The organism is Mammaliicoccus vitulinus (genome assembly GCF_029024305.1).
In the GTDB taxonomy this organism is placed as follows: Bacteria; Bacillota; Bacilli; order Staphylococcales; family Staphylococcaceae; genus Mammaliicoccus; species Mammaliicoccus vitulinus.
The window spans coordinates 2319133-2343503 of record NZ_CP118974.1 but is presented as its reverse complement, the minus strand read 5'-3'; the positions used below and the strand labels follow the sequence as shown (position 1 = coordinate 2343503).

Annotated in this window: 21 protein-coding genes; 18 read left to right on the top strand and 3 right to left on the bottom strand. The window is 33.4% G+C overall.

What is annotated here, in order from left to right; translation table 11 throughout:
* Positions 1-35 precede the first annotated feature (35 nt).
* Positions 36-392 carry a zinc ribbon domain-containing protein YjdM gene (locus tag PYW35_RS11705; RefSeq protein ID WP_016912549.1) on the top strand — a complete coding sequence of 119 codons (357 nt, stop codon included), beginning with the start codon at positions 36-38 and terminating at the stop codon, positions 390-392.
* A 205-nt stretch (positions 393-597) separates the two neighbouring features.
* Positions 598-2082 carry an N-acetylglucosamine-specific PTS transporter subunit IIBC gene (gene nagE / locus PYW35_RS11700; protein ID WP_103323401.1) on the top strand — a complete coding sequence of 495 codons (1485 nt, stop codon included), beginning with the start codon at positions 598-600 and terminating at the stop codon, positions 2080-2082.
* A gap of 106 nt (positions 2083-2188) precedes the next feature.
* Here nagE and PYW35_RS11695 read toward each other — a convergent pair whose 3' ends face one another.
* Together PYW35_RS11695 and PYW35_RS11690 are read right to left on the bottom strand one after the other, a co-directional pair.
* A complete protein-coding gene (locus PYW35_RS11695; RefSeq protein ID WP_103323400.1) occupies positions 2189-3145 on the bottom strand; it encodes a 2-hydroxyacid dehydrogenase family protein in 957 nt (318 codons plus the stop codon).
* 50 nt (positions 3146-3195) lie between these two features.
* The gene (locus PYW35_RS11690) at positions 3196-3945 is read right to left on the bottom strand and encodes a MurR/RpiR family transcriptional regulator (protein ID WP_016912552.1); all 750 of its coding nucleotides are present in this window, start codon (positions 3943-3945) and stop codon (positions 3196-3198) included.
* Between the two features lie 153 nt (positions 3946-4098).
* Between PYW35_RS11690 and PYW35_RS11685 the strand changes: the two genes are divergently transcribed.
* Both PYW35_RS11685 and PYW35_RS11680 read left to right on the top strand, forming a co-directional pair.
* Positions 4099-5673, top strand: a complete 1575-nt coding sequence (locus PYW35_RS11685; RefSeq protein WP_103323399.1) for an alpha-glucoside-specific PTS transporter subunit IIBC — start codon at positions 4099-4101, stop codon at positions 5671-5673.
* 24 nt (positions 5674-5697) lie between these two features.
* Positions 5698-7023, top strand: a complete 1326-nt coding sequence (locus PYW35_RS11680) for a 6-phospho-alpha-glucosidase (protein ID WP_103323398.1) — start codon at positions 5698-5700, stop codon at positions 7021-7023.
* 322 nt (positions 7024-7345) lie between these two features.
* Here PYW35_RS11680 and PYW35_RS11675 read toward each other — a convergent pair whose 3' ends face one another.
* Complete coding sequence (locus tag PYW35_RS11675; protein ID WP_103323397.1) at positions 7346-8215, bottom strand: LysR family transcriptional regulator; 870 nt, start codon at positions 8213-8215, stop codon at positions 7346-7348.
* A 146-nt stretch (positions 8216-8361) separates the two neighbouring features.
* Here PYW35_RS11675 and PYW35_RS11670 point away from each other — a divergent pair, with 146 nt between their 5' ends.
* From PYW35_RS11670 to PYW35_RS11605, 14 genes are all read left to right on the top strand, one after another.
* Positions 8362-9528, top strand: coding sequence for a 2-methylaconitate cis-trans isomerase PrpF family protein (locus PYW35_RS11670; RefSeq protein WP_103322881.1), 1167 nt, complete (start codon positions 8362-8364; stop codon positions 9526-9528).
* Positions 9521-10522: a Bug family tripartite tricarboxylate transporter substrate binding protein gene (locus PYW35_RS11665; protein ID WP_103322880.1), complete on the top strand. Its 1002-nt coding sequence runs from the start codon at positions 9521-9523 to the stop codon at positions 10520-10522. Before PYW35_RS11670 ends, PYW35_RS11665 begins: the two co-directional genes overlap by 8 nt.
* A 22-nt stretch (positions 10523-10544) precedes the next feature.
* Positions 10545-11030 carry a tripartite tricarboxylate transporter TctB family protein gene (locus tag PYW35_RS11660; RefSeq protein WP_103322879.1) on the top strand — a complete coding sequence of 162 codons (486 nt, stop codon included), beginning with the start codon at positions 10545-10547 and terminating at the stop codon, positions 11028-11030.
* 18 nt (positions 11031-11048) lie between these two features.
* Positions 11049-12527, top strand: a complete 1479-nt coding sequence (locus PYW35_RS11655) for a tripartite tricarboxylate transporter permease (protein ID WP_103322878.1) — start codon at positions 11049-11051, stop codon at positions 12525-12527.
* A gap of 122 nt (positions 12528-12649) precedes the next feature.
* Positions 12650-13375 carry a GTP pyrophosphokinase gene (locus tag PYW35_RS11650; protein WP_103322877.1) on the top strand — a complete coding sequence of 242 codons (726 nt, stop codon included), beginning with the start codon at positions 12650-12652 and terminating at the stop codon, positions 13373-13375.
* A 350-nt stretch (positions 13376-13725) separates the two neighbouring features.
* Positions 13726-14802 (top strand): M42 family metallopeptidase, encoded by a 1077-nt coding sequence (locus PYW35_RS11645; protein WP_103322876.1) that lies wholly within the window; start codon positions 13726-13728, stop codon positions 14800-14802.
* A 415-nt stretch (positions 14803-15217) separates the two neighbouring features.
* Positions 15218-16195: a Delta(5) desaturase DesA gene (gene desA, locus PYW35_RS11640; RefSeq protein WP_213017707.1), complete on the top strand. Its 978-nt coding sequence runs from the start codon at positions 15218-15220 to the stop codon at positions 16193-16195.
* Positions 16196-16866: 671 nt separating this feature from the next.
* Positions 16867-18810: a BglG family transcription antiterminator gene (locus PYW35_RS11635; RefSeq protein ID WP_103322874.1), complete on the top strand. Its 1944-nt coding sequence runs from the start codon at positions 16867-16869 to the stop codon at positions 18808-18810.
* 2 nt (positions 18811-18812) lie between these two features.
* Positions 18813-19253, top strand: coding sequence for a PTS sugar transporter subunit IIA (locus PYW35_RS11630; protein ID WP_103322873.1), 441 nt, complete (start codon positions 18813-18815; stop codon positions 19251-19253).
* A 1-nt stretch (position 19254) separates the two neighbouring features.
* The gene (locus PYW35_RS11625; protein ID WP_103322872.1) at positions 19255-19539 is read left to right on the top strand and encodes a PTS sugar transporter subunit IIB; all 285 of its coding nucleotides are present in this window, start codon (positions 19255-19257) and stop codon (positions 19537-19539) included.
* 19 nt (positions 19540-19558) lie between these two features.
* Positions 19559-20917 (top strand): PTS ascorbate transporter subunit IIC, encoded by a 1359-nt coding sequence (locus tag PYW35_RS11620; protein ID WP_103322871.1) that lies wholly within the window; start codon positions 19559-19561, stop codon positions 20915-20917.
* Between the two features lie 140 nt (positions 20918-21057).
* Complete coding sequence (locus tag PYW35_RS11615; RefSeq protein WP_103322870.1) at positions 21058-22200, top strand: NADH-dependent flavin oxidoreductase; 1143 nt, start codon at positions 21058-21060, stop codon at positions 22198-22200.
* 617 nt (positions 22201-22817) lie between these two features.
* On the top strand, positions 22818-23354 hold the full coding sequence (locus tag PYW35_RS11610) for a helix-turn-helix domain-containing protein (protein ID WP_103323507.1): 537 nt from the start codon (positions 22818-22820) through the stop codon (positions 23352-23354).
* Positions 23330-24226 carry an IS3 family transposase gene (locus PYW35_RS11605; protein WP_204107879.1) on the top strand — a complete coding sequence of 299 codons (897 nt, stop codon included), beginning with the start codon at positions 23330-23332 and terminating at the stop codon, positions 24224-24226. Before PYW35_RS11610 ends, PYW35_RS11605 begins: the two co-directional genes overlap by 25 nt.
* The last annotated feature ends 145 nt before the right edge of the window (positions 24227-24371 follow it).

Sequence of the window (24371 nt, the reverse complement as noted above, 5' to 3'; positions counted from 1 at the left end):
TATATAGATTATTATAAACTCTCGGAGGTTGAAAAATGGAAGCTACATTACCAAATTGCCCTAAATGTGATTCAGAATACACTTATGAAGATGGTGTATCATACATTTGTCCAATGTGTAACTACGAATGGACAGCTAATGGAGAAGAAACAGCAAATGCCGATAATACAGTAATTAAAGATGTAAACGGTGTTGAATTAAATGATGGAGATACTGTTACAGTAGTCAAAGATTTAAAAGTAAAAGGATCTTCTAATGCAATCAAACAAGGTACTAAAGTAAAAGGTATTAAATTAGTAGACCCTGAAGACGGTCACGATATCGATTGTAAAATACCAGGATTTGGTCAAATTGGATTGAAATCATCTGTAGTTAAAAAAATAAATAAATAAGGCATATAACCTGACAAACCGTTGGATAGCATCCAATGGTTTGTTTTTTTATGGATTTTTCAACATGTAAAATGTTCAAAATAATAATAAAAGATTGAGTTTTTAAATTTTTTGGAAAATTAATATATTATGTACATATAATGAATTTTGTGGTAAACATGGTATAGAGATTCCGTTTTTAACAACTATATAAGGGGAGAAAAATATGAAGGCTTATATGCAAAAATTTGCACAGTCTCTAATGCTACCGATTTCAATTTTACCGGTTGCAGGGTTATTGTTAGGTATTGCGTCTTTTATCGATTCTGGCGCAATTAACGGGGAAGGAAACAGTGTTGCTAACTTCTTAGCAAATGGTGGATTAGCAGTTATTAATAATTTACCAATTCTGTTCGCAGTCGGGTTAGCTTTTGGTATGTCTAAAGATAAAAATGGTGCAGCTGCACTTAGTGGACTTGTATCATTTTTAGTTGTCACAGAAGTTTTAAAGCCAGAATCAATGGCGAAAGTTCTACACGTTGCTGAAGATAAAGTAGATTTGGCATTCACAGGTATAAGTAATGTGTTTATCGGGATTATTTGTGGATTAGTAACAGCAGCAATTTACAATAGATTTAAAGATACGAAATTACCAACAGCGTTTGCTTTCTTTAGTGGTAAACGTTTAGTACCAATATTATCAGCTGCGGCTATGTTGGTTATTTCAATCGCACTTATGTTTATATGGCCACCGGTCTATAATGGATTAGTTACATTTGGTGAAATGATTTCTAAACTTGGTCCATTAGGTGCAGGTTTATACGGTTTCTTTAACCGTTTATTATTACCATTCGGCTTACATCATGCATTAAACCAAGTATTCTGGTTTGATATCGCGGGCATTAATGATATTGCTAACTTCTGGTCTAGCAATGGGGAAAAAGGTATAACAGGTCGTTATCAAGCTGGTTTATTCCCAATTATGATGTTCGGTTTACCAGCAGCAGCATTAGCAATTTGGAAAAATGCTGAAAAACGCAATAAAAAAGTCGTAGGTTCTTTAATGGTAACAGCGGCTATCGCTTCATTCGTTACGGGTATTACTGAACCATTAGAATTTTCATTCTTAGTAGCAGCACCAATGTTATTTGGTATACACGCTGTACTTACAGGTGTGTCACTGTTCATAGCAGCAACATTCCAATGGACAGCAGGGTTTACATTTAGTGCCGGTTTAATTGATTACTTACTAAGCTTAAGTATTCCAATTGCCAATAAACCATTCATGTTATTGCTGCTTGGTCTCGTAATGGCTGTTGTGTACTTCGTAATATTTGATTTTGCTATACGTAAATTCAACTTAAAGACACCAGGTAGAGATGGATTGATGGAAGAAGCAGTTAAACAAGATCCTAGCCTTGAAGAAGACAGTGATGGTCAAACAACGGGTAATAGTGACGCAAAAGTTTCTTATAAGACAAAACTTATTTACGAAGCTATTGGCGGTAATGACAATATCGAAGTGATTGATCATTGTGCTACGAGATTGCGTTTAACTTTAAAAGATACAGGTATAGTTGATCAAGAAAAAATTAAACAATCAGGCGCATTAGGAAATAAAGTAATCAGTGATAAAAACATCCAAATCATTATAGGAACAGACGTCCAATTTACAGCTGATGAACTCATGCAAATGCAACAAAATAAATAGATTGTGCTTTCTAATATGAAACGATTGAATGATAAAGGGGAACGATTCAATTGTTATCAAAGAAGCTCAGCCCGAAAGAAAAGGGGCTGAGCTTCTTTTATGTTGCTTATGCATTCACTACAAAGTCTGGTTGATCTCCTTGTAGTTTTTTAATGGTATTGTGTGCTACGATTCTTGCCATTTCATCTCTAGCTTCAAATGTTGCGTTACCGATATGTGGTGTAAGTACAACGTTATCCATTGATTTGAGTGCTTCTGTTATTTTCGGCTCGAATTCAAATACGTCTAATGCTGCGCCTTCGATAGTGTTTGCTTTTAATGCTTCTACTAATGCATTTTCGTCTACGATTGGTCCGCGTGATGCATTGATAATATATGCAGTTTCTTTCATTTTTTCAAAAGCGTCTTTATCGAATAAATGGTGTAACGCATCTGAGTATGCAGCATTGATTGTAATGAAATCTGCTTGTGCTAACATCTCATCTAGACTGACATAAGTAGCCCCTAAAGAAGCTTCTTGTTCTGGCTTTCTGTTTGGCCCTGTGTATAGGATGTTCATATCAAATCCTTTGGCACGTCTCGCTACTGCTGAACCTATTTCACCTAGACCAACTATGCCGACAGTCTTACCGGAGACTTCCCTACCTCTAAAGAATAACGGTGCCCATCCATTGAAACCAGTCGTTCTACATAGTTTATCTCCTTCTGCGATTCTTCTAGAAGCAGCGAGCAATATGCCAATTGTTAAATCTGCTGTTGCGTTAGTTGATGCTTTTGGCGTATTTGTCACATCAATACCTTTTTCTCTAGCATATTTAATATCTATATTATTAAATCCAGCGCCATAGTTCGCGATAATTTTTAAGTTAGGGGCTTGATCGATAATTTCTTTATCTATATTTGTAGATAGTGGACTGATGATAGCATCTACATCGTTTACTTTTTGAAGTAATATTTCTTTCGTGATTAACTTCTCCCCTTCAAAGACATCAACTTCAAAATGTTCCTTTAATAAATTTAAGCCTTCAGTTGGTATTTCTCCTGTTATGAATACTTTTTTCATAATGTAACCTCCTATAATTCTTAATAAAAATATATTTATTGTAGCTTTACCTAGTGTGAAAGTTTCCATTCACTGAATTTGCGCACGATGACTTCGAAAGCAATGTGATAAGGTAAAAAACTTGAATATGATATTTGGTTGAACAGTTCTATAGGTGAACTGTTTACGTATATATTATAACGTGCATTTTGAGCTAAGTAGTTATCTTTTAACGTTGTAATTGAAATATAACTTATGTTGCGAGTATGCATAATTTCAATATTTTCTTTAAGATGAGGTGTTTCTCCTGATAAAGAAATGATGAAGATTAAATCGTCTTCTTTCATTTGATTCATTGAAATTTTAAGTTCACTTTCATCGTTTATGACCATTACTCTTTTATTTATAGAAAGGAAGTGTCGTTGTGCATCTCTCGCGACGTTTAATTGTGCAACGCCGGTTCCATATATATAAATGTATGGAGAGTTATCTATTTGTTCACTTATATAATCATAATCAATCATTTTTAAGTGTTTCAATGTTTGTTGTAAATCTTGTTCTAAACTTTCAATAATATCAGTAGAAGGCTTAGAAACTTGTCTGTTTAATTTAATGTAAGCTTTAAAGTCACTATAACCATCAAATCCGAGCTTGCGGGCTAGACGGTGGATAGAAGAGATAGAAGTGTGTGAAATATCAGCTATTTCTTGAATTTTTAAGCGATGAATCAGATGAATATTTTGATTAATCATTTGTATTATATGTATATCATTATCGTTAAGTCGTTGATAATGCTCATTAATCAGTTTATCCAATATCATTATAACCCTCCATTATTCATAGTGAAAAGATTTTCATGTTATGAAAATATAATCTAAGTTTACTATGTCATTTCTATTTATGTCAAACCTATTGGATAATGTAAGCGTTTCCTTTAAAGTGGAGTTAAATCGATGTTGAAAAGGGGTTAGAATATGAATGCAATTAAACGATTTGGTAGTGCCATGATTGTTCCAGTTCTGCTGTTCGCATTTTTTGGTATTGTTGTAGGTTTTGCAACGTTATTTAAAAATCCGAATATAATGGGCGACATAGCAAATGAAGGCACAATGTGGTTTAAAATTTGGAGCTTAATTGAAGCTGGTGGTTGGACGATATTCGACCATATGGAATTAGCGTTTGTTATTGGCTTACCAATTTCTCTTGCTAAAAAAGCACAAGGTAGAGCAACGTTAGCTGCCTTAATGATTTATTTAGTATTTAACAATTTTATCAATGCTATATTGACACTTTGGCCAAAAACTTTTGGCGTAGATTTATCAAAAGGTATCGAGAACTTAACGGGTGTTAAAGAAATAGCTGGAATTGAAACGTTAGATACAAGTATTATCGGTGCGATTTTCATATCAGCTATTGTTATTTGGATACATAACCGTTTCTATGATAAAAAGCTTCCTGAAATGGTTGGTATTTTCCAAGGGTTACCATACGTAGTGATCATCGGATTCTTTGTGATGATCCCAATTGCATTTATCGTTTGCGCGGTTTGGCCAACAATTCAAACTGGCATTGCATCGTTACAAGGTGTGATGTTGCATTCAGGGTTTGTAGGGGTTTGGTTATTCCATTTCTTAGAACGAATTCTTATACCAACTGGTTTACATCATTTCATTTATACACCGTTTGAATATGGACCAGCTGTTGTAAATGGCGGTTTAAAACCATACTGGATTGAGCATTTAACGGATTTCTCGAATTCTACTAAATCACTTAAAGAATTGTACCCTTATGGATTCTTGTTACAAGGTAACATTAAAATGTTCGGTTGTTTAGGTATCGCATTAGCAATGTATGCTTCAACACCTAAAGAAAATAAGAAAAAAGTATTAGCACTTGTATTACCAGCAGGTTTAACAGCAGTTTTTGCTGGCATTACTGAACCATTAGAATTCACGTTCTTATTCATAGCACCATATTTATTCTTAATTCATGCTTTATTAGGCGCAACGATGGTAACAATCATGTATCTCTTTGGCGTAGTAGGTATTCAAGGAGGCGGTGCAATAGAACTCGCAGCAATCAACTGGATTCCATTGTTCTCTAATCATGGAAGTACGTATATAGCTCAGTTCATTATTGGAATCATCTTTGTCGGCATTTACTTCTTCGTCTTCAAAATTATTATAGAGAAGTTCAATGTGCCATTACCAGGACGCATTCCAGATAATGGTGATGCCAAACTTTATACAAAAGAAGATTATAAATCTAAAGATCATGCAGATACGCAACTTGATGCCAATGCATCTGAATATGATACGAAAGCGATTTATTACTTAGAAGGTTTAGGTGGTAAAGACAACATTAAAGATGTGACAAACTGTGCGACTAGATTAAGAGTAACAGTCTATGATGCAAACTTAGTAAAAGATAATGATTACTTTACACATAATCAAATGGCACACGGTGTAGCGAAAAGTGGTACGAATGTACAAGTTATCGTTGGACTTAGTGTTCCACAAGTAAGAGATTCTTTTGAAACAATGATTTAAACAAATATATGGAGGTTATGAATAATGAAGAAATTTAATATTACAATAGCAGGTGGTGGAAGTACGTTTACACCAGGGATTATATTAATGTTATTAGATCATTTAGAAGATTTTCCAATTGGTACCATTAAATTATATGATAATGATAAAGAGCGACAACAAACTATAGCAGATGCTTGTGAAATACTTTTAAATGAAAGAGCGCCAGGCGTTAAATTACAAGCAAGTACAGATCCAAAAACAGCTTTTGAAAATGTAGATTTTGTAATGGCACATATCCGTGTCGGTAAATATGCAATGCGAGAACAAGATGAAAAGATTCCTTTAAAACATGGTGTTGTTGGTCAAGAAACGTGTGGGCCAGGCGGTTTGTCATATGGTATGCGCTCAATAACAGGTGTACTTGAAATCGTTGATTATATGGAAAAATATTCTCCTCAAGCATGGATGTTAAACTATTCAAATCCAGCTGCAATAGTAGCAGAAGCAACTAGAAAGTTAAGACCAAATTCAAGAATATTAAATATTTGTGATATGCCAATAGGAATAGAAGAACTAATGGCTACAAATATTGGCTTAAAATCTAGAAAAGAAATGGTCGTTAAATATTACGGATTAAATCATTTTGGTTGGTGGACAGATATTAGAGACAAATCAGGTAAAGATTTAATGCCAAGCATCATTCAACACGTAGAGAAATTTGGATATTCAACGGATACAGGTAGTGATATGGAACAAGAAGCAAGCTGGAACGATACATTTAAAAAAGCGCGCGACGTCCAAGCATTAGATAAACATACATTGCCTAACACATATTTAAAATACTACTTCTTCCCAGACTATGTAGTAGAACATTCAAACAAAGATTACACAAGAGCAAATGAAGTCATGGCAGGAAGAGAAAAGTTCGTATTTGGAGAATGCCAAAACATTATCGATAAAGGCACTGCAGAAGGAACTGAGCTCACAATAGATGAGCACGCTTCTTATATCGTAGACTTAGCAAGAGCAATCGCATTCAATACGAAAGAAAGAATGTTAATGATCGTTGAAAATAAAGGCGCAATTTCAAACTTTGAACCAACAGCAATGGTTGAAATACCATGTTTAGTCGGTAGTGAAGGACAGGAGCCATTATCAGTAGGAGAAATACCAAGATTCCAAAAAAGCTTAATGGAACAACAAGTAGGCGTAGAAAAATTAACCGTCGAAGCTTATGAAGAACAATCTTACCAGAAATTATGGCAAGCACTTACACTATCTCGAACAGTACCAAGCGCATCCGTCGCAAAAAACATACTAGATGATCTAATAGAAGCTAATAAAGACTATTGGCCAGAGCTGAAGTAGTAGGAAAAGGAACCTGACAAAGATCAGGTTCCTTTTTTGATGAGTTTGAGTAAGATGGCATGGAATAATTGAGGAGATGAGATTAAATTAGATGAAATTAGGACGTTTTATAAAAAATGAGTGAAGTCGTGAGTTAAGTCAGGAGTTAATCCAAGATATTGCCGAAGTCGTGAGTTAAGTCCGAAGTTAATCCAAGACAAAGCCAAAGTCGTGAGTTAAGTCCGAAGTTAATCCAAGAATTACTTCAAATTCGATGTCCAATACCATCACCCATCCCAACCAATCCTGCCCCCGACACCTCTCCTACACCATATATATTAAATCAATCGAATTCTAATTTTCTCTCTTTCATAAAATTATAAAATGCTCTAACGACGTTATTTGATAAGTATTGTTCTTTTAATATCATATCGGTATTTCTGATCATGGCATTTCCATTTTGATCTAGGCAAGGTATTTTATGTAAGTCTTGATTATTTTTGAGTAATATATCTGGCAAAATAGAAAATCCTAAGCCGTGTTGTACGAATTCTTTACTTGTTTCCATATTGTCTACTTTTATTGCAATTGATGATGGTTCTACAAATCTTCCTATCCACCAATCGTCGATCAATTTATTTAGTGAAGTGTCAGTATTATAATAAATTCTTGGTAAATGTGGTAAGTCATCTATCGATATTGGATGTTTAGATACGATATAAATTTTTTCTGTCATAAGTCTTATTTTTTCTGATGAAAAGCTATAATCACCTCTTAAAATGCCGACTTGCGAGTAATCGTTATGGACTGACTTAAATACTTCTTCACTCCAACCGGTGTTGACATCAAATTCTACTAAAGGATATTTTTGACTGAATTCTGATAATATTTTAGGTAATTGATATCTTGAAAAAATACTAGACGCGCTTAATCTCAATGTACCTTGTACTTTGTTTTCTTGGTTGATTAATTCTTCTTTTAGTTTTTGACTATCTTTTATCATTGAGAGCGCATATTTTACAATGATTTCTCCTGGTGAAGTAAAGACTACGCCTTTTTGATTTCTATTAATAATATCCACGTTAAATTCTTCTTCAAGCTTATTGATTCTATAAGTTACTGCTGGTTGTGATATTCTCAAAATTTTACTTGTTTGCGTAATGTTTTTATATTTAAATAATGCTCTTAATATCTCCCAATCCATGCTATCCATATGAATTTCTCCTCATTCTTTTAAATTTGCCATAAAATTTTTTTATGCTCAAACATAAAAAAGTAATATTTTATTTATCGACTATCCACTTATATACTTTAAATAAGTTAACTGAATATTTCAATAAATTTTAGGGGGGTCATAACGTGGATATAAAAAGTTTAAGAGTTCCTTGCGTGTTAATGAGAGGGGGAACAAGTAGGGGTCTAGTTTTTAAAGATAGTGATTTACCCCTAGATCATGAAGCGAGAGAAAGAGTTATTTTAAAAATTTATGGCAGCTCTCCAAATGGCCAAATTGATGGTATAGGTGGCGGAACTTCTGTTACGAGCAAAGTCGCAATCGTGGGGATATCAAGTACAAATGAAAGTGATATTTACTATACGTTTGGACAAGTTGGTGTAAATAAGAAGAGCATTGATTACAATGTGACATGTGGAAACATGGCATCAGCAGTAGGACTATATGCAGTTGAAGAAGGTTTAGTCCCAAGAGTCGAAGGTGAAACAAAAGTTAAAATATTAAATACGAATACGAACAAAATAATGGAAGTCTTGATTCCTATAAAAGATGGAAACGTTGAAAACAAAGGTGATTTTTCTATATCAGGTGTAGAAGGCACTGGAGCAAAAATAACAGTGAGTTTTATGAATCCAGCAGGTGCATTTACGGGTAGACTTTTTCCGACGGGCAATGTAATAGATGAAATTCATGTTGATGAAAAAACATTTGAAGTAAGTATTTTAGATACTGGTAACATAGTCGCTTTTGTACAAGCAAGTGATTTTTCACTCGAAGGCTATGAGTTGTCACAAACGATTGATAAACCGGATGTTTCTAAAGAAATTGAAAAATTACGCGTTGAAGTTGGTATTTTATTAGGTATATTTAACAAGTATGAAAAAATCAATCCAGAATTAGAAGCATTACCTAAAATAACATTAGTGAGTCCGCCTAAAGATTATAAGACGGAACTAGGTATAATCAATAAAAAAGAAAATAACAATATTATAGGCAGATACATTTCTATGGGTAAGTTACATCCAGCATTTGCTGTGAGTGGTTCGATCTGTTTAGCAACTGCATGCCAAATACCTGGTACAATCCCACATTTAGTTTGTGAAAGTACCACTGGTAATAGCATCAATATTGGACATCCAAATGGAACAATTTCAGCAGAAGTTTTTTTACAGAAAAATGAAAGCGATTACAAGTTATTAAAAGGTGGCACAGGACGTACAGCTAGAAGAATTATGGAAGGCACTGCTGTCGTTCCTAAATATTTAATAGATAAGGAGGGAGAACATGGGTAAAAAGAAGTCGATAATCTTAATTGTATTAACGTTATTATTAGCAAGTTGTAGTGCTAAAGGTGATACGAAAAGCAAAGACGAAAAGAATGAAGTCGATAATTTCCCTAAAAAAACGATTAATATTGTCATACCATTTGGAGAGGGAAGTGCAAGTGATTCTTTTGTAAGACAATATTCTCAAGTGTTAAATAAAAATTCAAATGCTAATTTTCAGCCAGTTAATAAAGATGGTAGCGGCGGCTTAATAGGCATGTTACACACGTATCAACAAAATAATGATGGGTACAACATTTTAGAAATTACACCGTCACAAGTCATTTCTGATAACTTAAATAAAAGTAAAGAAGTGAAACTTTTAGATGATTTTGAACCGCTCGCACAAATTCAAAGTGATATTTATGTATTGTCAGTTTCGCAAGACAGCCCTATAAAAAATTATGATGATTTAATTGAAAAAGGTAAAAAAGATAAAATCACAGTCGGTGGAGCAGGTTCAACAGGATTAGATGACTTTGCAACAAACGACTTTTCAAAAAAAGCAGGTATAGATATGAGGTTTACACCGTATACTTCAGGATCAGAAGTCAAAGCTGCCGCACTTGGTGGTGAAGTAGATGTATACCTGGACAAAGTAGTAAATGTTGTAGATTATGCTAAATCTAAAAAAGTGAGACCGCTCGTTATTTTTAATGATGAAAGAATTGATGAGATACCTGAATTTGAAAGTGTACCGACAACAAAAGAAAAAGGGTTAGATGTTGATATAGGATCTTGGAGAGGATTCGTTGTTAAAAAGGGCGTGCCAGAAGATGTTAAGAAGGACTTAAACAAAAAAATAAAAGACGCATATGAAACTGAAGAGTATAAAAAGTATGCATCTGATAATTTAGTAGACATAGGTGAAGGATACCTTGGACCAGATGAATTTGGTAAAAAATTAAATAAAGAATATGAAAAGTTTGATGAAATTGCAGAAGATTTAGATATCAAATAATTGAGAACAGAGGGGGATATTCATGGGGAGTATCATATTTAGCTTCATATTATTTATTGTATTTTTGTACTTTCTAATTAATTCAATAAACATGGAAAATTTAAGAGAGGTTGATCCGATAGGTCCTTCTGGAATACCGACTTTCGCTTTATTTTTCCTTGTGTTACTGCTTTTCTATACATTAGTTAAAGAAATCGTTAAATATAAGCAAAATAAAAAGGAAATTAAACAGACATCACTATTTAATAAATCTTTATTAATTATCATGTGTTTAATAATTTCCATAACTATATTTATTTTAGTTATCAATAAAATAGGGTTTTTCTTATCTTGTTTATTTTTGACACCATTATTATTAATACTTTTAGGAGCAAAAAACAAAGTTTCAATCATCAGTTTTTCCATCGGTATACCAATACTGTTTACAGTGCTTTTTGGAAATGTATTGAATATACCTTTGCCAAGAGGATTTGGCTTCTTTTCTGAAATTAGTAGTTTCCTATATTAAATAACGGAGGTGTGAAAAATGAACATAACAATCTTAAAAGATTCTTTTTTAACTATATTAGAACCTACAACGTTAATGTTGATTATTTTAGGGCTAGTAGTAGGTATATTTTTAGGGGCATTACCAGGTATAGGCTCTTCAATGGCAATCGTATTAGTACTACCATTCACATATTTTTTAGATGTCATACCAGCAATTGCGTTACTATCAACAATTTATGTAGGATCTGCTTATGGCGGTTCGATAACAGCCATTTTATTTAACACACCAGGAACGCCAGAAGCAGTCGCGACGACTTTTGACGGTTATCCAATGTCACAAAAAGGGGAATCTAAAAAGGCATTAGGATTAGCAATAAGTAGTTCGGCATTTGGTGGCGTATTCGCTGTATTTTTAATGATTTTTCTATCACCATTACTATCACAGCTTGCATTTAAAATACATTCCTCAGAATATTTTGCTTTAGCCGTTTTAGGGATGACCGTTATTTCATCTCTCGGTACTAATAATATGGTTAAAGCGATTATATCTGGTCTGATTGGAATTTTTATTTCAACAATAGGAATCGATCCTTTAACAGCAACGGATAGGTTCACATTTAATAAGATAGAATTAATGAACGGAATTGATTATATACCTATTATGATCGGCGCATTTGCTTTAGGAGAGGTATTTTCACAAATTACAAATCAGAATACCAATACTTTAGATTCATCATCAAATGCTTCTCAAGGCACATTTAAATTTAAAGACTTTTTTGTATATAAATGGGCTGCTTTAAAATCAGCTGTTATCGGTAGTGTGATTGGCATATTACCAGGTACAGGCGGTTCGATAGCATCATTTGTAAGTTATGGTGTTGCTATGAAAACAGATAAAAATCCAGAACAATTTGGTAAAGGTAAAGAAGAAGGTGTAGTAGCACCAGAAACAGCTAACAATGCAGCAGCTGGTGGTTCAATGATACCGACACTTATATTAGGTATACCTGGTAGTCCAACAACTGCCGTTATATTAGCGGCACTTATTCTACATGGTGTGCAACCAGGACCACAATTAATTTCAGATCAACCAATCTTATTATATTCGATATTTCTAGCGATGCTATTTGCGAGTGTGATGACTTTAATAGCAGGAAGAGCAGGTATACAAGTATTTACATTATTACTAACAGCACCTTATAGTATCATCGCAACATTTATTATCATTCTTTCACTACTAGGCGCTTATGCGACAAATAATGATTTATTAAATGTTTGGATAATGCTTCTATTTGGAGTAGTAGGCTACTTAATGAAAGTATTTAATTTCTCAATAGCTTCATTAATATTAGGTATTGTATTAGGACCATTAATGGAAACATCATTAAGAAGACATCTATTACTTAATAACGGAGATTATTTCTCACTATTACATTCACCAATCACAGCAATCCTTTTAACAATTAGTGTGTTGATCATCGTATTACCAATATTTATGAAGAAAAGAAAGGCTTAATTGAGTAGATTTTAGTGTGTAAATAGTTACTATACCATCTTTCTTTAATAGAAAACTTCTAAATGATATACTTAATAGCGGAGAATATATATTTTTATTTAAAAATATAAGGGAGAATATCTATGTATATAGAAAGAAAACCAACTATCAATTTAGAGGAATTAAAGAAGGAATTTACGAATAATTTAGGTGAAATTGAATATGTTCAGTCATCGGAACAAGCTTTAGAAGAGTTGTTTAACTTTGTAGAGTTACAACATAATTATGCTGCTGCTCTGGAAGAAATAGGTACCAAATTGAAAATCTTAGATGATGAATTTCAAGTTGCTTATAAACATAATCCTATCCATCATATGGAAAAGCGTGTTAAAGAATTTCCAAGTTTAATTAAAAAGCTAAAACGTAAAGGATTTCCATTAAATGCTGAATCAGCAAAAGAAAATATTCAAGATATTGCTGGTATAAGAGTGGTTTGTAACTATATTGAAGATGTTTATACTATCGAAAAGTTATTGCTTAGACAAGCTGATGTGAAGTTATTAAAAAGAAAAAATTATATAGAGTACCCGAAATCAAATGGGTATAAAAGTCTGCATATAGTTGTATCTATTCCGGTATTTTTAGCTGAACGTGTGAAAGTAATACCAGTCGAAATTCAGATTCGTACAATTGGTATGGATATGTGGGCAAGTTTAGAGCATAAATTAAGATATAAAAATCCACGTGTATCAACTGAACAATATCAAGAAAAATTAAAAGAATGTTCTATTGAAATTACCAATGTGGAACAAAAAATGCAAGAAATGAATGATGAAATATATCGTGATGAGATGGGTAGCATGTCATGATAAAAATAGATAAATATAAATGATAGTAAGCGTTTAGGACATAAATGTCCTACACTATAATGATTTTAAAAGTGCTGTCGACAAAGTCACTTAAAGTGAACTTGTTGGCAGTTTTTTTGCGCACGCTTTCCTAGGGGAAGGTCTGAGCCTCGGTCTCAGCCACTTCCTTCTTCCCGCAGGAGTCGGCGCAAAAATTCTGCCACATTTTAGGAGAATATTTTGTAATATAAGTTAAATTAAGCAATTCTTTTAAAATACTGAAAAATCAATTAAATTAAACCTTTCTAAGATACATTTTTAAAAGAGCGTGATATTATAAAAGTGTTGAATATATATAAGGGGGATTTAAAGTGGCGGATTCAGTAAAATTACTAAAAACACTTACAGACATTAATGGTATCTCGGGATTTGAATACAATGTTAAATCTAAAATGAGAGAATATCTAGAGCCTATAAGTGATGAAATTATAGAAGATAATTTAGGAGGCATTTTCGGGAAAAAGAATGCTAAAAATGCTTCTAAAACAATTTTAATAGCAGGACATTTAGACGAAATCGGATTTATGGTGACGCGTATCGATGATGACGGTTACCTTAAATTCACGCCAATTGGTGGCTGGTGGAACCAAGTCATGCTTTCTCAAAAAGTGACTGTTACGACAGATGATGGTAAAGAATTAAGAGGTATTATTGGTTCTAAACCACCACACGTATTAAGTCCAGAAGAGCGTCAAAAGCCTGTAGACATTAAAAGTATGTTTATCGACTTAGGTGTTGATAATAAAGAAGCGGTTGAAAAATTAGGCGTTGAAATAGGTAACATGGTTACACCTTACTCTGAATTTGAAGAACTTGGAGATGGTAACTACTTGACGGCAAAAGCATTTGATAACCGCTTTGGTTGTGCGTTAAGTGTAGACGTATTAAATGAACTTAATAATGACGAACTTGGCATTAATTTAGTTTCAGGTGCGACTGTACAAGAAGAAGTCGGTTTACGTGGTGCGAAAGTAGCAGCAAACAAAATTAAACCAGACTTATCAATCGCAGTAGACGTAGGTATCGCATATGATACACCAGGCATGAAAGGTCAAGATCATGAAACTAAATTAGGTGAAGGTCCACTTGTTTTACTTATGGATGGAACAAATATTGGTCATGTAGGATTTAGAAAATTCATTAAAAACGTAGCAAAAGAAAAAGGCATAGATGTACAATGGGATAACATTACCGGTGGCGGTACAGATGCAGGTAGTATCCACGTAGCAAACGAAGGTACACCAACAATCTCAATAGGCGTGCCATTACGTTACATGCACTCAAACGTATCTATCCTGCACAAAGATGACTATTTAAATGCAGTAAAATTAGTAGCTGAAATCGTAAAAGCCTTAAACGACGACACTGTAAAAGATATTATGTGGTAAGTTTAAAATAAAGTTCGAAGGAATTCTTGCAGAAGAATTCCTTTTTTTTATAAAAAAGAATAAGCGCTCTAAGAACGACAATTCAGAGATGAATGATTATGAGTTGGAATACAATCATTAAAAAGTAATAAATTCCCAAAATATTAGTGTAAATTTCGCATGAAATCCTTTTGTAACAAGGTTTTCATCAAGTATTATGACCAAGTAACAAATTGTTATTAAAATAAAATAAAATTTTGTGATTAAATTTCACTTTTATTTGATGGATATCGTTTGTAAAGTGTATCATTATGCTATATTATAAGTAATAGAGATGGAAGAATTTGATTCGTTCAGGTGCTTCCTTTTTCTATATTTATTGAATAAAGGGAAGTGAAAAATCATCGAAAAAGAAAAGAAAAAGTTGCTTCGGAAAATGGTGAAACCATTTGAAAATAACAATCTAAAGAAAAGTACAATTCAAATTATAAATACATTAATTCCGTTAGTTGCACTTGTAGTCGCTGGATTTTTAAGCTATCAAATACATTGGTCATTATCATTGTTATGTGGTGTGTTAGCTTCGGGATTTTTAATTAGAACATTTATTATTTTCCATGATTGTTGCCATGGATCATTTTTAAGCAAGAAAAAGAACAACGATTTGTTAGGTAATATAACTGGTCTTATGACATTTTTCCCTTATGAAAAATGGCGTAGAGAACACATCATTCACCATACGAGTAGTGGTAATTTAGAAAAACGTGGTATTGGAGATATTTGGGTTATGACGATTGAAGAATATCGTGATGCTTCTAAATTTACTCAGTTCAAATATCGTATGTATAGACACCCATTTGTGATGTTTATACTAGGTCCTATATTCTTGATGTTTATTTCAAATAGAACGAACGCTAAAGATGCTAAGCCGAAAGAAAAACGTAATACGTGGATTCATAATATTGTATTACTATTATTCTATGTCGGCATGTTCTTCTTAGTAGGCGCAACGCCATTTATGCTTGTATTCCTTCCAATGCTATTTATAGCAGGTATGTTAGGTATATGGTTGTTTTACATTCAACATACATTTGAAGATGCATATTTTGAAGAAGCATCTGAATGGGATTATGTAAAAGCAGCTATAGAAGGTAGTTCTTATTATAAATTACCTAAAGTCATTCAATGGATGACTGGTAATATTGGTTATCACCATGTGCATCATTTAAGCCCAAGAATTCCAAACTATCAATTAGAACAAGCACATGAAAAGACACCACCATTACACCATGCAACGACAATTACGCTTAAAGATAGTCTAGAATCTTTAAAATATAAACTTTATGATGAAAAAAATAAATGCTTTATCACTTTTAAAGAATATACACGTCGCTTTAATAAAAATCATGCATAAATTAAATGGTACTAAAAAAGCATCACTTCGTTGAGTAACGAAGTGATGCTTTTTCTTTATATTTTTTCGTTTGTTCTTTTAAGTATATGCTGAATGTTGCAAGACTGGCTGGAAACGAAAATTTAATAATGTACAATTTTGATTGTTTAAGTATGTACAAAGATGTCTTGGATTAACTTGGGAATAAACTCACGACATGGGTAATGTCTTGGATTAACTGTGGAATAAACTCACGACATGGACAATGTCTTGGATTAACTCCTGAATAAACTCACGACTTGGACAATGTCTTGGATTAACTTCAGACTTAACTCACGACATGGGCAATGTCTTGGATTAACTGTGGAATAAACTCACGACATGGGCGATGTCTTGGATTAACTGTGGAATAAACTCACGACATGGGCTTTTTCTTGGATTAATTCCAGACTTAACTCACGACATGGGCAATGTCTTGGATTAACTGTGGAATAAACTCACTCCTGACCCCATCCACCAACTCCTCATTTCCTCCAGTCCACCCCTGAAATCATGAGTTCCATCCGCGTCCAATATGCTTAAAGTTCTAATTATTTGCATTGATGTGAAATGTTTCGGATTATAAAACGAAGTAGATTACACATCTACAACTATGAGCAAACGCTTACAATAGATTTAGGGAGGTTATTTGATTGCTTAGTAAACGACAGAGAAACATATTGTCTTATTTATCATCTGAGAAAGGCTTCGTAACCATTTCCGAATTGGCATCTTTATTTCAAGTTACTGAACGGACGATTCAATATGATTTGGAGTTTATTGAATCTTTTAAAAGTGAATTGAATATTGATGTTGAGAGAAATAAGAGTTTAGGCGTCAAATTATCACAAAAAGAAAATGATAATGAAGTGTCGAATGTTGAGTTGGACATTCATTATTCTAAAAATGAAAGAAAAGAACAGATTATTTTAAGGTTGTTTGAATCTTCAAGTCCTATTAGTTCTCAAAGTTTAGCTGACATTCTGAATGTATCACGCCGTACGGTTGTTGATGATTTGAAGTCTGTGCAGCATTGGTTAGAGGAATATACGCTTGTTCTAGAGTATAAAAAGAACAAAGGATTTGTCATTGAAGGTAATGAAAAATATTTAAGAGAAGCTTATGCCAATGTGGTTAATGAGTATTTCCGTAAATCTACAGCTCAAATTGGGATTGAAATTTTTTCTGAAGATGAACTTGAAAAAATAAGACGTGCTGTTATTACAACTATAAATGATCAAGATTTCCAACTGGTTCAAGTCGGTATTGATGGTTTAATATATCACATTATTATTGCGATTCATCGCGCGAAGAAGCAATTTGTTTTTGATATTCCCGATGAAGAGTATGAAAGATTGAGCAAGACAGATGCTTTTAATATAGCCATTCAAATTACTGCCGAATTAGAAAAAGTATTTAATATAGCTTTTCCTAAAAGTGAAGCTGCTTTTATCACATTGCATTTATTAGGGGCTAGGGTCAATAAATTTCATCAAGAACAAACTCAACAAAATCTATCCAATTTAGCAAGTTTATTCATTCAAAAAGTAAGTGCTCAAATAGGCATGCCACTTATACATGATCATAAACTGCTTACAGGTCTTGTTACACATTTACAGCCGGCCATCCATAGAATGTCTTTTGATATGACGCATTCCAATCCATTGAAAGAAGAAATTCTAAAGGAGTATTCCGAACTTGTATTAGCGATTAAACAACAAGTTGGGATATTGGAAGAAGCTTATCAAGTCACTTTTAATGAAGATGAAGTTGCATATTTAGCGTTACATTTTGCGTCTTCAATAGAACGATTGTCTAATGAGGAACCGACTCAAATTAAAGTTATCTTGTTATGTGGTTCGGGTGTTGGGACTTCTCAGTTATTAAAAAGTCGCATCGAAAATATTTATCCTGAATTAGAAATTTTAGATGCTTTTTCAATTTATGATATTTCGGAAAGTTTTCTAAAATCTCATGGAGTCGATTATATTATTTCTACTGTGCCGGTCGATGGCTTTTCAGTACCGACCATAGAAGTTTCACCATTTTTAATGAAGGAAGATAGAAGTAAAATCAATCAAATGATTAATGATTATAGAGAAAGATATATCTCAAGCTTTAAAACGGTTGGTCCGAGTTTAGAAAATGTCATACCTGAAAACCATATTCAAACGCATGTAAAAGTTTCAAGCAGAGATGAAGCTATCAAAACGAGTGTTCAAACTTTAGTGGATGTTGGACATGTTAATGAACAATATGGTGATGAAATTATCGATCATTTAGATAAATTTGGTCCTTATATGGTTATCGGACCTCATATTGCATTACTTCATTCTAATTTTGAAAATGTAAATGTCCCTGTAAGTATGTCTATCGCACACTTTGAAAATGGCGTTGAATTTGGACATGATCGGTTTGATCCTGTGAAAGTTGTGGTCATACTTGCGACAAGCCAACCTCAAATTCATTTGAATGCGCTTGGTCAGTTAAGTCGAATAATTATGAATGAAGAATATAGAAATGAATTAATTGCAGGTCAGAAAGAAACAATATTGCAACTCATAAAAACCGTAAGTCAAAATGAGGAGGGTGTCTAAATTTGACCCAAATTATAAAGGAAGAACATATACAGTTAAGAGAAAAAGTTGCTAATTGGGAAGAAAGTATTCAAGTGGCAGCAGCACCATTATTGCAAGAAGGTTATTTTAATGATGATTATGTCAAATCAATGATCAAAAGTGTGCATGATATGGGACCTTACATTGTCATTGCACCAGAAATTGCCATTGCGCATGCGAGACCGAATGACAATGTTCATAAAGTAGGATTAAGCTTATTGAAGCTAGAAGAGCATATTAACTTTTCGGATAACAGTCATTACGCATCATTAGTATTCGTATTAAGTGCGATCGATAATGAAGCGCATCTCGAAATTTTAAAAAAACTGGCAACGATATTAAGCGATAAAGAAACAGTTGCGTCACTTATTTTGGCAAATAGTAAATCAGAAATTATAAATATATTTAAGGAGAATGATTAATATGAAAATTTTAGTAGTTTGTGGACATGGTTTAGGAAGTAGTTTCATGGTAGAAATGAATGCACAAGAAGCGTTGAAAAATTTACAAGCGCCATCCGATGTTAAAGTTGAACATAGCGACATTATGTCAGCAAGCCCTGATATGGCAGATATCTTTATTTGTGGGAGAGATTTAGAAGAAAATGCTCAAAGATTAGGTGAAGTAATCGTTTTAGATAACATTTTAGACAAAGAAGAATTGCAAAATAAACTTGAAGAAAAATTAAAAGCACTGAACATTTTATAAACGAAGGAGAGACACCATCATGAATTCAATACTAGGATTTTTTGTAGATGTTTTTAGTCAACCTGCTATACTAGTAGCACTTATTGCATTAATTGGTTTAATTGTACAGAAAAAATCAGCAGCAGATATTACATCAGGTACCATTAAAACAATATTAGGCTTTCTTGTATTAAGTGCTGGAGCAGGCGTTGTTACAGATTCATTAGAACCATTCGGAAAAATGTTTCAAGAAGCATTTGGTGTTCAAGGGGTCGTTCCGAATAACGAAGCCATTATTTCAATTGCTTTAAAAGATTATGGAACTACAGCAGCTTTAATTATGATGTTCGGGATGTTAGTTAATATATTGATCGCAAGATTTACAAATTTAAAATATATCTTCTTAACAGGTCATCACACATTTTATATGGCGGCTTTTCTAGCAATACTGTTAACAGTAGGTAATATAACAGGTACAATGACAGTCGTTGTAGGTTCAATTATTTTAGGACTTATTATGGCAGTTTTACCAGCACTTGGACAATCAACAATGAAAAAAATCACTGGCTCTGATCAAGTAGCAATCGGTCATTTTGGAACAGTAAGTTACTGGGCAGCAGGTGAAATAGGTAAATTATTTTCTGGGAAATCAAAATCAACAGAAGATATTAAGTTTCCTAAAGGTTTAAGCTTTTTAAGAGAAAGTACAATAAGTATTTCATTAACAATGATCGTACTTTATGTGATTGCTGCATTATTTGCGGGACCAACCTTTGTACATACAGAATTAAGTGACGGTACAAACTTTATCGTGTTCTCCGTTATTCAAGGTGTCACATTCGCAGCAGGTGTATTTATTATTTTAACAGGTGTAAGACTGATTTTAGCTGAAATCGTACCAGCATTTAAAGGTATATCAGAGAAACTTGTACCAAATACGAAACCAGCATTAGACTGCCCAATCGTATTCCCATACGCACAAAACGCAGTATTAATAGGCTTTTTCGTAAGTTTCGTAACAGGTGTTATCGGAATGTTGATCATGTTCTTAATAGGAGGCGTCGTTATTTTACCAGGCGTCGTACCACACTTTTTCTTAGGAGCAACAGCAGGTGTATTCGGTAACGCAAGAGGCGGTATAAAAGGTGCAATAGCAGGATCAGCCTTAAATGGTATTTTAGTGACATTCTTGCCACTATTATTACTGGCATTTATGGGAGATTTAGGCGCAGCATCCACTACATTCTCAGATACAGACTTCTTAGCAGTAGGAATCGTTATAGGATATATAGCGAAATTCTTAGGACTTGCAGGCGTCATTGCAATCATCATCATTATCGGCGTGTTGGGCGTGTTATTACAAAGACGTTCAAACCAAAAAGTAGCAGAAGAAAAATAAATGAAACAAAGCACTTCGAAATCAGTCGAAGTGCTTTTTGTATGGAGGGATTCTATTTCTTACTAAAAGTATAAGCATTTAATTGGCAAGTTAAATTCTTATGGTGGTATAGTGTTACTTCATAAGGAGGATTTATTAAAATGAATGAAAAATACGAACCTTTATTTAAGTCTTTAAAATTACCTAATGGTGTAGAAGTTAGAAACAGATTTGTCTTAGCACCTTTAACGCATGTATCTTCAAATGAAGATGGTACAATTTCTGACATTGAAATACCATATATAGAAAAACGTTCTAAAGATGTAGGAATATCTATTTCTGCAGCAAGTTATGTTGAACCTCTTGGACAAGCTTTTCCAGGGCAACCTTCAGTATCTAAAGAAGAAGATCTTCCAGGATTAACGAAACAAGCTGAAGTGATGAAGAAAAATGGTGCGAAAGCTTTAATCCAAATTCATCACGGTGGTGCAATGTCATTACCAGGTTTAACGCCTACTGGTGAAGTGGCTGCTCCAAGTGAAGTTGAAGTAAGAGGCTTCGGTCAAAAAGAACCACATGTAGCCCGTGCATTAACTGTTGAAGAAATAGAACATTCAATTGAATCATTTGCTAATGCTACTAAAATAGCAATTGAAGCAGGTTTCGATGGTGTTGAAATTCATGGTGCTAACCATTACTTAATTCACCAATTCTTCTCCCCTTATTACAATCGAAGAGAAGATGCATGGGGAGACCATTTGAAATATCCATTAGCAGTTATTGATGCTGTTACTAAAGTTGTGCGTGAACATGCTTCACCAGACTTTATTGTAGGATATCGTTTTTCTCCTGAAGAAGTAGAATCTCCAGGTATCTCTATGGAATTAACTGAAAAACTCGTTAAAACATTGTCAGAACAACCAATCGATTATTTACATGTATCATTAATGGATATCCACTCAACAACAAGAGAAGGACAGTACAAAGGTGAACAACGTGTGAAATTATTATTAGATTGGATTAACGGACGTGTGCCTTTAATTGGTATCGGATCAATCTTTACAGCAGACGATGCATTAGCAGCTTATGAAACAGGTTCACCGCTAATTGCATTAGGAAGAGAATTATTACTTGATCATCAATTTGTTTCAAAAATTGAACAAGGTAAAGAAGATGAAATCATTTCAGTATTCGATCCAGAAAGAACAGATAAACATGATTTACCAGAACCATTATGGAAACAGTTCAACGCAGGATTTTATCCATTACCAAGAACTGACGAAAAAGCATCAAACACTAAGTAAGAATTGAAAATAAGAATACAGCTAAAAGTTACCATAAAGTCGAATCGACTTTATGGTAGCTTTTTTATTATGAACGTAAGTCGTGAGTTAAGTATGGAGTTAATCCAAGACATTGCTCATGTCGTGAGTTAAGTCCGAAGTTAAACCAAGAAAAAGCCGAAGTCGTGAGTTAAGTCCAAAGTTAATCCAAGAAAATGTCCAAGTCGTGAGTTAAGTCTGAAGTTAATCCAAGAAAATGTCCAAGTCGTGAGTTAAGTCCAAAGTTAATCCAAGAAAAAGCCGAAGTCGTGAGTTAAGTCCGAAATTAATCCAAGACTTTGCCGAAGTCGTGAGTTAAGTCCGGAGTTAATCAAAGAAAAAGTCGAAGTCGTGAGTTAAGTCCGAAGTTAATCCAAGACAAAGGCGAAGTCGTGAGTTAAGTCCGAAGTTAATCCAAGAAAATGCTCATGTCGTGAGTTAAGTCCGAAGTTAATCCAAGACATAGCTCATGTCGTGAGTTAAGTCCGAAGTTAATCCAAGAAAATGTCCAAGTCGTGAGTTAAGTCCGGAGTTAATCCAAGACTGATGTGCACCCCAAAAGTTGAACCTCAAATCTAGCTTATAGGGGTGCATTATTTATGAGAAAAAAATATGATTTTAACTTTAAATTAAAATTAGTAAAAGAGTACTTAGATGGTCAATCAGGTTATAAAGCACTTACCTTAAAACATGACATTTCCAGTTCATCTGTCATTCAAATATGGGTCAATCAATATAAAGAGTTTGGAGAAGATGGCTTACAAGAAAAAAGAAGAAACACTGTTTATACTAGCGAATTTAAATTATCTGTTATAAAATTTAGACAAGAAAATATGTTGTCTTATCGAGAAACAGCTAATCATTTTAAGATTATTAATCCTATAATGGTTGCCAATTGGCAACATCAATTTGATGAAAAGTGTCGTCTTGATCTAGCTAATAAACAAAAGGGACGGTCTATCAATATGGATAAAAAATATTCGGAAACTGATAATAAAAATTCATCTCTAAATGAAAATGAACGTGAAGAACTCGAAAGACTTCGCAATGAAGTTGAAACGTTAAAGGCAGGTATTGCTTATCAAAAAAAGTTACAAGCCTTGACCGACATATACGGAAGCAAAAATCAGAAATAGTAAAGATCATTACGGAACTACACGAAACACTTAATATAAAATTGAGTATTTTATTCAAAGTCGCTAAATTAGCTAAATCTGTATATTATTATTGGATAAATCAGTTCAATAAACCTAATAAAGATGATGAACTGATTAAAGTAATAAAAGAAATATGTAAGGAATCTAATTATACCTATGGTTATCGAAGAGTTACACAAGATTTAAGTAATAGAGGTATCAAAGTAAATCATAAAAAAGTAAGAAGATTAATGAAAGAATTAGGGTTATCTTGTTCGAAATTTACGCATAGAGGGCGTAAATTTCGATCATTCAAAGGTAAAGTTGGTAAGGTCGCTAAAAATATAATAAATCGTAGATTTAAAACACATGTCCCTTTTCAAAAAATAGTGACAGATATTACAGAATTCAAGTTGAAGAATGGCCAAAAATTATATTTATCTCCTTTTATGGACTTATATAGTTCGGAGATTATTAGTTTTGAAATTTCAAAACGTCCTTCGTTAGAGATTGTCATCAATCCACTAAAAGAAATGATAGCTATGCGTCCAGATTTAAGCTATCGTTTAACGATACACTCAGATCAAGGTTGGCATTATCAACATTCGCAATACACTAAATTATTAAAAGCAAATAAAGTATTTCAAAGTATGTCTAGAAAAGGTAATTGTTTAGATAACTCAGTTATGGAAAACTTTTTCGGACTACTTAAACAAGAGATGTATTATGGTCAAGAATTCGAAGATTTTCAGCAACTAGAACAAGCTATACATCGTTATATTCATTTTTATAATAATGAAAGAATCAAATCAAAATTAAAAGGCTTATCTCCTAAAAAATTCAGGAAACAAACCTTTCAAATATCATACTAAAAAAGTTCAACTTTTTGGGTTCAGTACAGACATTGCCGAAGTCGTGAGTTAAGTCCAAAGTTAATCCAAGACTCCAATCCTCCTTCAATCCAAAGACCATCCTTCTGTATACCCAATCATCCCTTCAATCCAAGACTCCAACTCA